The 12724-nt window shown below is 75.5% G+C and carries 11 protein-coding genes and 1 pseudogene; 5 read left to right on the top strand and 7 right to left on the bottom strand.

What is annotated here, in order from left to right; translation table 11 throughout:
• Window positions 1–644 (top strand): CHAD domain-containing protein (locus ABD353_RS37430; protein ID WP_344628193.1); only part of this gene is annotated, 644 nt, incomplete at its 5' end.
• 40 nt (window positions 645–684) lie between these two features.
• Here ABD353_RS37430 and ABD353_RS37425 read toward each other — a convergent pair.
• Window positions 685–1503 (bottom strand): uracil-DNA glycosylase, encoded by an 819-nt coding sequence (locus tag ABD353_RS37425; RefSeq protein WP_344628192.1) that lies wholly within the window; start codon window positions 1501–1503, stop codon window positions 685–687.
• 109 nt (window positions 1504–1612) lie between these two features.
• Here ABD353_RS37425 and ABD353_RS37420 point away from each other — a divergent pair, with 109 nt between their 5' ends.
• Together ABD353_RS37420 and ABD353_RS37415 are read left to right on the top strand one after the other, a co-directional pair.
• Window positions 1613–2578, top strand: coding sequence for a slipin family protein (locus tag ABD353_RS37420; protein WP_344628191.1), 966 nt, complete (start codon window positions 1613–1615; stop codon window positions 2576–2578).
• Between the two features lie 21 nt (window positions 2579–2599).
• Entirely contained in the window at window positions 2600–3034 is a 435-nt protein-coding gene (locus ABD353_RS37415) for a CBS domain-containing protein (protein WP_344628190.1), read from the top strand.
• A gap of 141 nt (window positions 3035–3175) precedes the next feature.
• On the opposite strand, the gene ABD353_RS37410 is transcribed toward ABD353_RS37415, so the two are convergent.
• The 3 genes from ABD353_RS37410 to ABD353_RS37400 form a co-directional block, all read right to left on the bottom strand.
• The gene (locus ABD353_RS37410) at window positions 3176–4063 is read right to left on the bottom strand and encodes an SGNH/GDSL hydrolase family protein (RefSeq protein WP_344628189.1); all 888 of its coding nucleotides are present in this window, start codon (window positions 4061–4063) and stop codon (window positions 3176–3178) included.
• Window positions 4064–4152: 89 nt separating this feature from the next.
• The gene (locus ABD353_RS37405) at window positions 4153–4545 is read right to left on the bottom strand and encodes a PaaI family thioesterase (RefSeq protein WP_344628188.1); all 393 of its coding nucleotides are present in this window, start codon (window positions 4543–4545) and stop codon (window positions 4153–4155) included.
• A 63-nt stretch (window positions 4546–4608) separates the two neighbouring features.
• Window positions 4609–7452, bottom strand: a complete 2844-nt coding sequence (locus ABD353_RS37400; RefSeq protein ID WP_344628187.1) for an FAD-binding and (Fe-S)-binding domain-containing protein — start codon at window positions 7450–7452, stop codon at window positions 4609–4611.
• A gap of 82 nt (window positions 7453–7534) precedes the next feature.
• Between ABD353_RS37400 and ABD353_RS37395 the strand changes: the two genes are divergently transcribed.
• Window positions 7535–8140, top strand: coding sequence for an HIT family protein (locus ABD353_RS37395; RefSeq protein ID WP_344628186.1), 606 nt, complete (start codon window positions 7535–7537; stop codon window positions 8138–8140).
• A gap of 117 nt (window positions 8141–8257) precedes the next feature.
• On the opposite strand, the gene ABD353_RS37390 is transcribed toward ABD353_RS37395, so the two are convergent.
• The 3 genes from ABD353_RS37390 to ABD353_RS37380 all read right to left on the bottom strand — a co-directional run bounded on the left by ABD353_RS37390 (window position 8258) and on the right by ABD353_RS37380 (window position 12086).
• A complete protein-coding gene (locus ABD353_RS37390) occupies window positions 8258–9247 on the bottom strand; it encodes a glycosyltransferase family 2 protein (protein ID WP_344628185.1) in 990 nt (329 codons plus the stop codon).
• A 253-nt stretch (window positions 9248–9500) separates the two neighbouring features.
• Window positions 9501–10208 (bottom strand): aggregation-promoting factor C-terminal-like domain-containing protein, encoded by a 708-nt coding sequence (locus tag ABD353_RS37385; RefSeq protein ID WP_344628184.1) that lies wholly within the window; start codon window positions 10206–10208, stop codon window positions 9501–9503.
• A 528-nt stretch (window positions 10209–10736) separates the two neighbouring features.
• Window positions 10737–12086 (bottom strand): pectate lyase family protein, encoded by a 1350-nt coding sequence (locus tag ABD353_RS37380; RefSeq protein ID WP_344628183.1) that lies wholly within the window; start codon window positions 12084–12086, stop codon window positions 10737–10739.
• 215 nt (window positions 12087–12301) lie between these two features.
• Between ABD353_RS37380 and ABD353_RS37375 the strand changes: the two are divergent.
• Window positions 12302–12724 (top strand): annotated as a pseudogene (locus ABD353_RS37375) (metallophosphoesterase); the annotation flags it as partial.

The following is a 12724-nucleotide window of genomic DNA, read 5'->3' as shown; positions in this document are numbered from 1 at the left end:
TCGCCTCGGCCCTCGGCGCCGCCCGCGACACCGAAGTCCTCGCCGAACGGCTCGCCGCCGAGGCCCGCGCCCTGCCCGAGGACTGCCGGCCCGCCGAGGTCGCCGCCGCGCTCGCCGCCTGGGCCGCCGAACGCACCGCGGGCGCCCGCCCCGAGGCGCTCGCCGCCCTCGACGGCCCCGGCTTCCCCGCCCTGCTCGCCGCGCTGCGCGGCCTCGTCGCCGAGCCGCGCTTCACCGCCCGCGCCGACCGTCCGGCCCCGCGCGAGCTCGCCCGGGTCGCCCGCCGCCAGCAGCGCTCCACCGCCCGCCGGATCGAGGCGGTCGGCGGCGCCGAACCCGGCGAGGCCGCCGACACCGCCCTGCACGAGGCCCGGAAGGCGGCCAAACGCGCCCGCTACGCCGGTGAGCCGGCCGGGCCCGCCGCCGACCGCTTCACCCGGCGGATGAAGGACGTCCAGGACCTCCTCGGCACCCACCAGGACGCCGTCCTCGCCGGCCGCACCCTGCACGACCTCGCCGCCGCCGACCCGGAGCACGCCTTCGCCTACGGCGTCCTCTACGACCGCCAGCTCACCGCGGCGGCCGCCGACCGGGCCCGCCTCCCGGAGGTCTGGCGCAGGGCGGGCGAACCGGCGGCCTTCTGAGCGGCGCCGCACCGGGGGCGGCGCGGGCGTCCCGGAGGGGTCAGAGCAGGCCCGCCGTGCCGGCGCCCGCCGCGAGCAGGTCGCGGAGCATGGCCGGGGTGAGGCGGCCGGTGTAGGTGTTGCGCGGGCTCACGTGGTAGCAGCCGAAGAGCTCCAGTGGCGGCCCGCCGTCCACGGCCGGGAGGGTGGCGCGGGCGCCGTGCCCGAAGGCGGGCCGCGGGCGGGGGACCGTCCGGCCGGAGGCCGCGAGGGCGGGCAGGACGGCCTCCCAGGCGAACCCGCCGAGGGCGACCACCGCGCGGACGGTCGGCCGCAGGTACGCGAACTCGCGGGCGATCCACGGCCGGCAGGTGTCCCGCTCGTCCCGGGTCGGCCGGTTCTCCGGCGGGCAGCACCGCACCGGGTCGGTGATCCGCACCCCGAACAGCTCCATCCCGTCGTCCCGCCAGGTGGCGTGCGGCTGCGAGGCGAGGCCGAGTTCGTGCAGCGCGGCGTACAGCAGGTCGCCGGACGGGTCGCCGGTGAAGATCCGGCCGGTGCGGTTGGCGCCGTGCGCGGCAGGGGCGAGCCCGACGATCACCAGGGCCGCGTCGGCCGGCCCGAAGCCGGGGATCGGCCGGGCCCAGTACTCGTCCGCCAGGTAGGCGCGCCGCTTGGTGCGGGCCGCCTCCTCGCGCCAGGCGACCAGCCGCGGGCAGGCCCGGCAGTGGGTGACGATCCCGTCCAGCTCGGCGAGGCTGCGGGTGGCGGCGGCCGCGGCGGCCGGGTGGCCCGGGGCCCGCGGGTCCTCGGCCGCGGGGAGCGGGCGGGGCCGGTCGCGGTCCGGGCCGCGGGAAGGCGGCGGTGAGGGCGGCTCCATGCCGCAGATCGTAGGTGCTGCGGGCGGGCCGGGCCGCGGGATCCGGACGGCCCGTGGACATCGGAGTAGCGTGGAGAGCGGGGTCCCTGCGTGTGCCAGAGGTGACGCAATGATCATTCTCGACGCGATTCTGGGCGCGCTGATCGTCCTGGCCGTGTGGGCCGGGGTGAGCATCCGGGTGGTGCAGCAGTACCAGCGCGGTGTGGTGTTCCGGTTCGGCAAGGTGCGGGACGACATCCGGGACCCGGGCCTGGCCTGGCTGCTGCCGATCGCGGACCGGCTGAAGCGGGTGAACGTGCAGATCATCACGATGCCGATCCCCGCGCAGGAGGGCATCACCCGCGACAACGTGACGGTTCGGGTCGACGCCGTCGTCTACTTCCGGGTCATCGACCCGGTGAGGGCCACCGTCAACGTGCAGGACTACAACTTCGCGATCTCCCAGGTCGCCCAGACCTCGCTCCGGTCGATCATCGGCAAGAGCGAGCTCGACGACCTGCTGGCCAACCGCGAGCCGCTGAACCAGGGCCTGGAGCTGATGCTGGACAGCCCGGCGCTGGACTGGGGCATCGAGATCGACCGGGTGGAGATCAAGGACGTCGCCCTGCCGGAGTCGATGAAGCGCTCGATGTCGCGGCAGGCGGAGGCGGAACGGGAGCGCCGCGCGCGGATCATCACCGCGGACGGCGAGTTCCAGGCCTCGGCCCGGCTGTCCGAGGCGGCCGCGATCATGAGCAGCACCCCGGCCGCGCTCCAACTGCGGTTGCTGCAGACCGTGGTGGAGGTCGCGGCGGAGAAGAACTCCACCCTGGTGCTGCCCTTCCCGGTGGAGCTGCTCCGTTTCCTCGACAGCGTCACCGAGAAGCCCGCGCCGGCCCCCCAGTCGGCCCCCGCACCGGCCCCCGCACCGGCCCCCGAGCCCGGCCCCGAGCAGCTGGAGCTGCCCGATCTCCCGGCGCTGGACGAGGTGTTGGCCCGTGACCCGCTGGAGGCGCCCGGTGGCGCGGTGAACGGCTCGCGGCCCGAGGTGGCGGGCCCGCGGGGCCGGGACCACGATGGAGGGACGGAGGTCTGAGGCACAGCGGGAGGCCTGACCATGACCACAGCCAGAGAGATCATGCACCCGGGCGCCGAGTGCGTCGGGGAGTTCGAGACGCTGGCCGACGCGGCCAGGATCATGAAGGACCGGGGTGTCGGGGCGCTGCCGATCTGCGGCGAGAACCAGAAACTGCTGGGCATCCTCACCGACCGGGACATCGTGCTGAAGTGCGTCGCCGAGGGACTCGACCCGACGAAGATCAAGGCGGTCGACCTCGCCGTCGGCCGGCCGATGGTGATCGAGGAGGACGAGGACGCCGAACAGGTCCTGCGGGTCATGGAACAGCACCTCGTCCGCCGCCTGCCGGTGATCAACCACCCCGACCACAAGCTGGTCGGCATGATCAGCGAGGCGGACATCGCCCGGCACATGCCGCAGGAGCGGGTCGCCGAGTTCGTCACCACCATCTGCGCCGAGGAATCGCCGCAGTAGCGGAACCAACGGAGCCGGCGGAACCGGCGAAGCCAGGGGGTCCCGCGGGGGCACGGGGGCCGGCCGGACGGTGGGATGTGCCGCCCGGCCGGCCGCGCTACCCGCGGCCCGGAACAGGAACCGGAACCGGAACCGGAACCGCTAGAGCTTCGCCAGGAAGGTGTCGGCGATCACCTGGTAGCCGGCGTCGTTGGCGTGGATGTCGCCGCGCGCCATGTTGGTCCACTGCATGATGCGGGCCACGTTCAGCGGCACCTGGGCGCCGTTGAACGGCACCGGGCGCAGCTCGTCGGTGTCGAAGGCCCGGGCGACGTCCGCGGTCGGCACCCCGTGCGCCGCGTCGGCGATGCCGATCGCGGCGTTCAGCGCGTGCGAGAGCGGCAGCGACATCGCGGCGGTCGCCCTGCCCTGCTCGCCGGTCAACCAGGCGGCCAGGAAGGGGTCGTAGAGGTTCATGCCGACGATCCGGGTGTGCGGTCCGGCCGCCGCCCGCAGCCGGCCGAGGATGTCGGACAGGCCACGGCCCGCGGTGGCGATGCCCTGCAGGGCGCACGGCAGGTCGATGGTGCCGCCGCTCGCGCAGCGGTTCACGTCGTTGGCGCCGATATCGATCGTCACCAGCACCCGGTCCTTGCGGTGCTCGCGCAGGAAGCGCTCGGCGGCGGCGAGTTGGGAGTCCGTCCAGGGGTGCGGCCAGGGGCAACCGCCGTTCGCCATGGTGCCGGTGGTCTCGCCCGGGCAGCCGAGGTCGGTGAAGTCGAACGGGCGGTGGCGGGCGGCGGCCCGCTCGCCCAGCACGCGGGCGATGTCCTGGGCGTAGCCGCGGCCGACCACCCGGCCGCCGTCCGGGGTGGTCTGGTAGCCGGCGGCGAGCGAATCGCCGAGGGCCAGGTACCGGCGCGGCACGTCGGCGGGGCCGGGACGGTGCTCGGCCGCGGCGGCCGGAGCCGCCGTCAGGCCGAGTGCCGAGGCGGCGAACAGGGCTGCGGCGACGGCGAGTCTGACGCCTCCGGGCAGGGGTGTGCGCATCGGGCCTCCAGGGGTGGTGGGGGTCGCAGTGGGGTGCGGCCCGGTGAGGCTACTGCGCGGTAGGCCCGGTGAGTAGGGGTCGGACGTGATCAGCCGGGGAAGGCGTACACGGTGCTGGCGTGCGCGGCCGGTTCCTCCTCGCCCTCGGCCGTCATCACCACGTCCACGAAGGCGAGTCGGCGGCCCAGCTTGGTGATCCGGGCGGTCACCAGGACGTCCGCGCCGACCACCGCCCGCTGGAAGGTGGTCGACTGCTGGATCGTGGTCATCGGTCCGAAGCCGCCGCGGGCCGCGGAGACGGCGACCACCATCAGGGCCTGGCCGCTCAGGCCGCCGCCTTCGCGGGCGAGTTCGTCCGACCAGGGCAGCCGGAGCACGGCGTGCCGGTCACCGGTCTCGGTGACGGAGAGCTCGAGTGCCTGCACCCAGGGCGCGAAGTGGTCGGCGAGGATGGTGTCCGCCTCGGCGGTGGTGATCGTCACCGTGCCATTGTGGCGGCGCCCCGCCGGCCGCGCCACGACCGTGCACCGGTGTTCCCGCCCCGGCTACTGCGCCTCGCGCAGCGCCCGCCGGACCAGCTCCGCCAGGTGGACGGCCCGCCGCCCGTCCGCGAGTTGGGCGATCTGGGTGCGGCAGCTCAGGCCGTCCGCGAGTACCACCGTGTCCGGGGCGGCCGCGCGCACCGCCGGCAGCAGCACCCGCTCCGCCGCCGCCACCGACACCTCCCAGTGGCCGCGCTCCATGCCGAAGTTGCCGGCCAGGCCGCAGCAGCCGGAGTCCAGCACCGCGTTGCGCACGCCCATCCGCCGCTCCACGCTCCGGTCGGCCGCGGTGCCGAGGACGGCGTGCTGGTGGCAGTGCACCTGGGTGACCGCGTCCGTCTCCAGTCGGGGCAGCGCGACCCCGCTGTCGTCCAGGAATTCGGCGAACGTCCTTACCCGGGAGGGCAGTTCGCCGGCCTCCCGGCCGAGCAGCCGGGGCAGCTCCTCGCGCAGCGCCGCGGTGCAGCTCGGCTCCAGGCCGACCACCGGCAGCCCCGCCGGGACGGCCCGCAGGCTGCGCCGCATCACCCGCCGGGCGAGGCCGAGCTGGCCGGTGGAGAGCAGGGTGAGCCCGCAGCAGACCGGGCCGGAGGGCAGTCGCACCTCGAAGCCCAGGTGCTCCAGCACCTCGACGGCGGCCCGGGCCGGCTCCGGGTCGAGCAGTTCCGCCATGCTGTCCGGCCAGAGCAGCACCGGCTGCGCACCGGGTTGGACGGGGTGTGCGGCGCGCCACCGGCGGAACCAGGCGGTGAAGGTCTGCTCCGGCAGTGCGGGCAGGCTGCGCCGGGGGTCGATCCCGCCGAGCCGTTTGAGTGCGGCGCCGCCCGGCCCGGACCGCAGCAGCCGGCCGGCGAGCCGCGGGGCGAGTGCGGCGCCGCGCAGCCACAGCGGCAGCCAGCCGAGCGCGAGGTGGGAGGCCGGGCGCGGCCGCCACCGGTAGTGGCGGTGCAGGAACTCGGCCTTGTAAGTCGCCATGTCGACATGGACCGGGCAGTCGCTCGCGCAGCCCTTGCAACCGAGGCAGAGGTCGAGCGCCTCGCGGACCTCCTCCGAACGCCAGCCGTCGGTGACGAGTTCGCCGCGCAGCATCTCGGCGAGCAGCCGGGCCCGGCCGCGGGTGGAGTGCCGCTCCTCGCCGGTGGCCATGTAACTCGGGCACATCACACCGGAGGAGGTGTCCACGCAGGCGGCGACGCCGACGCAGCGGTGCACCGCCTTCAGCAGGCTGCCGCCGTCCTCCGCGAGGGGCAGCGTGACCGGCAGGTCCCGGCCGGGGAAGCGCAGGTCGGCGTCGAGCGGCCGGGGGTCGACCAGCACCCCCGGGTTGAGCAGGCCGTCCGGGTCCCAGACGCCCTTGAAGCGGCGGAACAGCTCCAGGACCTCCGGCGGGTACATCTGGGGCAGCAGCTCGGCCCGGGCCTGGCCGTCGCCGTGCTCGCCGGAGAGCGAGCCGCCGTACGAGACGCACAGGTCCGCCGCCTCCTCCAGGAAGGCGCGGAAGGCGGGCAGCCGGGCGGGATCGGTGAGCGGGAAGTCCAACCGCAGGTGGACGCAGCCCTCGCCGAAGTGCCCGTACGGGACGCCGCGCAGCCGGTGCCGGGCGAGCAGGCCGCGCAGCGCGCGCAGGTAGTCGCCGAGGTGCTCGACGGGGACGGCGGAGTCCTCCCAGCCGGGCCAGGCCTCGCCGCCGCCGGGGAGCCGGGTGACGATGCCCGCGCCGGTCTCCCGGATCCGCCACAGTGCGCGCTGCTCGGCGGGGTCGGTGACCACCACGGCGGTGGCGCGGCCGGCCTGCCGGACGGCCTCGGCGAGGGCCCGCGCGGCCTCGCCGGCGGCGGCCGGGGTGTCGCCGCCGACCTCCAGGAAGAGCCAGCACGCGCCCTCGGGCAGCCGGTCGAGGGCGGCCGGGCGGCGGCCGGCCGCGAGCAGTGCGGCGACCAGGTCGGCGGACATCCCCTCCACGGTGAGCGGGCCCAGCGGCAGCAGCGCGGGCACGGCGTCGGCGGCGGGGCCCTCGTCGGGGTGGCCGGCGACCACCAGGGCGCGGGCCGGCGGGTCGGGCACCAGCCGGACGGTGGCGCCGAGCAGCACGGCGCAGCTGCCGAGGGTGCCGGTCAGGGCGCGCGCCAGGTCATAGCCGCGCTCGGGTAGCAGCGCGTCGAGCGGGTAGCCGGAGCCGCGGCGGGGCAGTGCGGGCATGGCCTGCCGCAGCACGGCCAGGTGGGCACCGGCGAGGTCCTGCAGGGCGCGGTGCAGGGCGCCCTCGCGGCCGGGCAGCTCGCGCAGCGCGGCGCGGGCGGCGGCGTCCAGCGGCCCGCCGGCGGTGAACTCGGTGCCGTCGGCGAGCAGCACGTCGAGCGCGTGCACGTTGTCCGAGGTGCGGCCCCAGGCCACCGAGTGCGAGCCGCAGGCGTTGTTGCCGATCATCCCGCCGAGGGTGCAGCGGCTGTGCGTGGACGGGTCCGGCCCGAAGCGCAGCCCGTACGGGCGGGCCGCCCGCTGCAGGTCGTCCAGGACGGTGCCGGGCTCGACCCGGGCGGTGCGCGCGTCCGGGTCCACCGAGAGGACCCGCCCCAGCCGGCGGCGGAAGTCCAGCACGACCGCCCCGGGGCCGATCGCCTGACCGCCGATGCTGGTCCCGGAGCCGCGCGGCACCACCGGCACGCCGAACTCGCGGCAGAGCGCGACCGCGGCCCGGACGTCGTCGAGGTCGGCGGGCTTGACCACGCCGCGCGGGACGTGCCGGTAGTTGGAGGCGTCGTGGCCGTAGACGGCGCGTTCGGCGGTGCCGAAGCGCACCTCGCCCCGCAGGGCGGCGGTCAGGGCGCGTTCCAGTCCGGTGGCCATGGGCCGATCATCGCAAACCGGCGGGCCCGCGGTGCCGACCCCGGCCGCGGGGTGACGGGGTGTCATCCGGCAGACTCGGCCCATGAGCGACGATCATGCGAACCCGTACCTCGCCCGCCTGCCGATCGGCGAGTCCGTGCCCTTCCCCGCGGACGGCATGCCCGGTTGGGACATCTTCCCGTTCGAGGGCGACATCAAGGTCAAGCCGCTGAAGGCGCCCGAACTGCCCGAGCCGCCCCGGGACGGCGAGGACGGGCCCGCGGACTGCAGCCAGTGCGCCCGGCCCGACGCGGACTTCCTGTGGACGGACGAGCACTGGCGGCTCTCCGGCCCCGGCGAGCCCGCGGCCGTCCCGGCGATCGTGCTGCTCCAGCCCCGGGCCCACCACGACCTCGCCGACCTGCCGCCGGAGCGGGCCGCGGAGCTCGGCCCGATGCTGCAGCGGGTCGAGCGGGCCGTGATGTCGCTCGGCGGGATCGCCCGGGTCCACCAGAACAAGTGGGGCGACGGCGCCGCCCACCTGCACGTCTGGTTCATCGGCCGGCCCGCCGGGATGATGCAGCTGCGCGGCAGCCTGCTCCCGGTCTGGGACGACCTGCTGCCGAAGGTGCCCGCCGAGGAGTGGCGGGAGACCGGCCGCCGGATCGCCGCGGCGATGGCCGCCGACGGCGGCACCGCACACGTCTGAGGCGGGTGCACCGCAAGGGGCACAGGGTCCACCACAAGGGGCGTGTGGGGGCACCTCCCGGCTTTCGGCCGAAGGCCGGGAGGTGCCCCCACACGCCCCTGTGCGGCAGCCGTGTGCCTACCGGCGGCCGGTGACCGCGCCGCGGGCTATGTGCGAGAGCTTGGCGACCTCGAAGGCGGCGTAGGCGCCGCTGGAGAGCAGCGAGAACTTGACGCCCTCGCGGCCGTCCGGCCGGCGGTAGCCCTCGGGCTGGTAGCCGCGGTAGTGCTCGGAGGCCCGCTGGAAGAACTGGGGGCGCTCGGAGCGGTCCACACAGCCCCCGAGGTCGAAGACGAAGAGGTAGTGCCGGACCATCCTGGTGAACAGCTCCGGCCACAGGGCGGCGGCGTCCGGCGAGCCGGCGAGCAGCTCGAAGCTGCGGGCGTACTGCTCGAACAGGTCGAACTGGCTGGCACCGGGCGAGCCGACCGGGTTCAGGGTGTGGCGGCGGCGGATGGTCACGCATTCGCGCGGCAGCACGGCCACCCGGCGGGCGGCCAGCATCGCGGCGTGCGCCACCGGGATCTCGTCGTAGTGGCCGTCCGGGAAGGCGGGCACGGTGCCGCGGCGCAGCAGGCGGTCCCAGACCAGTGGCGGGGTGCCGAGCAGGGCGGGCCGCTCGGCGGCCGTGGTGACCTCGGGCCCGGCCTCGGCGAGCACCCGTTCGGCGCCGCCGGGCCACACCTTGTCGCGGTAGAACCGGTTGTGGCCGAACTGGAGGACGTCCACCTCGCCGGTCTGCTCCAGCCGTTCGGCGAGGGCGGCGAAGGCGTCCTCGTCGAGCAGGTGGTCGCTGTCGAGGAAGAGCAGGTAGTCGCCGGTGGCGCGGGCGGCGCCGGCGTTGCGGGCGCGGCCGATCCCGACCGCCGCGTTCAGCCGCAGCACGCTGACCCGGGGGTCGCGCATGCCGTAGGCCTCGGCGACGCGTTCCGGGCAGTCCGGTGAGGTGTCGACGACGAGGACGATCTCGAAGTCGCGGAACGACTGGGCGAGCAGTGCGTCGAGGCACTCCTTCAGCTGGCCGTTCCGATCGTGGGCGGGGAGCACGACGGAGATGAGGGTAGCCATGGCGGGGAGGCTAAAGAGGTCTACAGGCCCCCGCAATGTCCCTAAGCGGACCCAATCGCTCCAAATACGGTCAGAGTCGATCGATCGCACCCGACATCTTCACGCCGTATCCACGGAATGCCGACAATCGGTCACCGCGGGTCGCGGGGAGTGCCGTGTCCGGTGACGAGGCGGAATTCCGGTCGGACACGGACGCCTCGGGGCACGTGGTCGGTTCCACGTGCCCCGCGGCGTCGGTCGGCTCCGGGCCGGATCAGTACCAGTGGTGCGCCTGCCAGAAGGCCCAGGCGCCGCACGGGCTGCCGTACCGGCTGTTCATGTAGTTGAGGCCCCACTTGATCTGGGTGGCGGCGTTGTCGCGCCAGTCGGCACCGGCCGAGGCCATCTTGGAGGCCGGGAGCGCCTGCACCAGGCCGTACGCGCCGGAGGACTTGTTCACGGCGTGGATGTTCCAGCTGCTCTCGTGGAACACGATGTTGCTGAAGCAGGCCAGCTGGTTGGCCGGCACGAGCTGCGCGGCGATCTGCTTGGGGCTGCCGGTCGGCGCGGCCTTCAGTGCGCTGCGCTGCTGCGAGCGGGACGCGGCCTGTGCCTTGGCCTTCGCGTCCGCGGCGGCCTTCGCGTCGGCGGCGGCCTTGGCGTTCGCCGCGGCCTGCGCGTCGGCGGCTGCCTCCGCGCCCGCGGCCGCCTTCGCGTCCGCGGCCGCCTTGGCGTCGGCGTCCGCCTTGGCCTGGGCGTCCGCCTGGGCCTGCGCGTCGGCCTGGGGCTGCGCCGGGGCGGCCGCGGCCTGGGTGGCGGCGCTCGCCGCGGCGACCGGGGCGGCCGCGACGGCGGTGGAGGTGTCCTGCGGCAGGGCCAGCGCCAGGATCGCCGTGCCGGCCACGGTCAGCGTGCCCACGCTCGCGAAGAAGGCGTGCGGGCGGTGCGTCAGCGACAGGTTCTTGGGGAGCGGGAGCTGCATGGAGGGGGACAACCTCTTCCATCGGTCGGGGGCCGATTCCGGGCACACGGACATCGCGAAGCGTGTTCGGGAGGAACAGGCCCGCGGAGCCGTGCGGACGGCCTGGGCGCCCCGGCCGGTGGGCCGGAGCGGGCGGGGTGCGCGGCGGAATCGGGCCGCGCTGCCTTGCGACCGGGACATTCTTGGCAGACCCGCAGAAACGCGGCAACGAGCTCGGAAACTACGCGGGGTCGTAGACGACGGGGAGCGCCCGGCCCTCCTCCGGGCGCTCCCGAGCGCTTAGACGGTCCTTACCGCCGACCGCCCGACCGGGCCGTACACCTCGGCTGACCAGCGGATTCGCAGTTCCGTACGGCCGGCGCCGGGCGGGTGCCCCCGGTCGGCGCCGGGGCCGGGCCGCCGTGACGACTATCGGGGGCAGTAGCGGGCCGCGGCCGTGTGCCGGGCTTCACAGGCGCCGCCCGCCGGGATCGGCGCCCCGTCACCGGCCGGTCACCCAGCGGTGGCCGGCCGCGGTGGAGACGGGGGTCACAGCCGCCCGGCGCCCGCGTGGCGGCCGACGGCGGCCGGGACGGCGGCGGCCGGGGTGACGGCGGTGCGCAGCACCGGGGTCCAGCCGGCGTCGCCGCCGAGCGGCGTCGCGGGGTTCGCCGCGTTGAACGCCCCGACCAGGTCCCCCGGGCGCCCGTCGACCAGGTTGTCGCGGGCCGTCAGTCCGGTGCCGCCCCAGTTGTGGAGCACCCGGTCGGCCTGCACGCCCGCCGGCAGGCGCAGGTGGTTGTGCTCCGCGACGATCCGCGAGCCCACCCCGACCCCGATGCTGTACTCGTACGCCTCGGCGCCGACCACGTAGGAGTTGTCGTAGACGTCGACCTGGCCGAACCGGACCCGCGGGGCGCGCTGGCCGGTGTTCTGCCAGAGGTTGTGGTGGAAGGTGACCCGCAGGTGCCCCGGGTCGGTGGTGGAGCTGTTGCTGCTGCCGACCAGGTTGGTCTTGTCGTGGTCCCGGAAGACGTTCCAGGAGACGGTGACGTAGTCCGAGCCGCCGGTGATGTCCAGCTGGCCGTCGTGCACCTGGTACGGGCGGCCGAAGTGCAGCGGCTGGTCGGCGTCCCGGTTCCCGCCGTCGGTGAAGGTGGCGTGGTCCACCCAGACGTGGGTCGCCCCGACGAGGCTGATGCTGTCGTACTCGGAGTTCCAGTTGCCGACCGCGGTGTCGGTCGGGTCCCACTGCGGGAAGCAGTCGGCGGAGTCCTCGAACACCAGGTTGCGCACGATCACGTTGTCGGCCTTCTTCACCACCAGGTTGCCGCCCAGCAGCCGTGCGCCGGGGCCGAGCCCGACCAGGGTGGTGTTGGAGCCCACGGCGATCTGCACCTGCTTCGCCTGCGCCTTCTGCGCCGCCGCCCGGGCGGACTCCAGCGGCCCGCTCGGCTCGCTGCCGCGCCCCCAGACGGCCGGGTCGTACGCGGCGAGGTAGTCCGCCAGCGTCCAGCCGGTGCCCGCCGCGTAGTCCTCGCAGGTCAGCCGGTGCCCGGACTCGTCCGTGTTCAGGTCGACGGTGCCGGCCAGGTAGACGATCTTCGGGACGGCGTTCGCGCCGTTGGTGGCGTTGTCGCCGCCGAGTGCGGCCACCAGCTCGGCCCGGGTACGGACCACGGCGACGTGCGCCGGGTCGGCGGCCGCGCCGCCCGTGGTGCCGGTGGTCGCCGAGCCCCAGCCGTCCGAGGCGGGCAGCGCCGCGCGGCCCAGGGCCTGCGCCCGCCGGTCGGGGACGGGCGGCCGGCCGCCGGCCGCGGCGGGGGTCGCGAGCGCGGTGGCGAGCGCCAGCGAGCAGAGCACGGGGGCGGCGGTGCGGAGGGAGCGGGGCAGGCGCATGAGCGGTCCTCCGGATTCAGCAGTGTGAACACCAGTCGTGTCCGTGGACGACCCTAGGAAGGTGCTGACGGGCCGTCAACGGTCGTGCACCGTTTTGGTTCACTCAAGGGTCCCGAGTTCATGGATGTGGACATGCGCAGTGCTCGGCACTCCGCCGGGCCGGACGGGGGCCACCCCGCGCCCGGGGCGCCCGCGGCGGCCCGGATACTGTCCGCATGATGATCGCGCTCGTCCTGCTGGTGGCCGTCGCCCTGCTCACCCTCGTCCACTGGTACGTCTGGCGACGGACGGTGCGCGACGTCGCCGCCCCCGGCAGCGCCTGGCGCCGCATCGGCACGGGCCTGCTGGTCGTCCTGCCGCTGCTCTCGCTCGGCGCCCTGGTCGGCGGCCGCGCCCTGCCGCTGGCCGTCGAACGCTGGCTCGCCTGGCCCGGCTACCTCTGGCTCGCCGTCCTGCTGTACCTGGTGCTGGCCCTGCTGGTCGGCGCGGCCCTCCGGCCGCTGCTGCTGCGCGCCGACCGGCGCCGCGCCGCCCCGCAGCCGGAGGCCGTGGCGGTCGCCGCCGGAGCCCCGGCCGGTGCCGCCGCCGAGCCCGCGGCGGACCCGTCGGCCGTGCCGCCCGGCGGGCGGGGCCCGGCC

It is taken from the genome of Kitasatospora arboriphila (assembly GCF_039528095.1).
In the GTDB taxonomy this organism is placed as follows: Bacteria; Actinomycetota; Actinomycetes; order Streptomycetales; family Streptomycetaceae; genus Kitasatospora; species Kitasatospora arboriphila.
The sequence above is the reverse complement of the archived record's forward strand: the minus strand, read 5'-3'. Positions and strand labels throughout refer to the sequence as shown.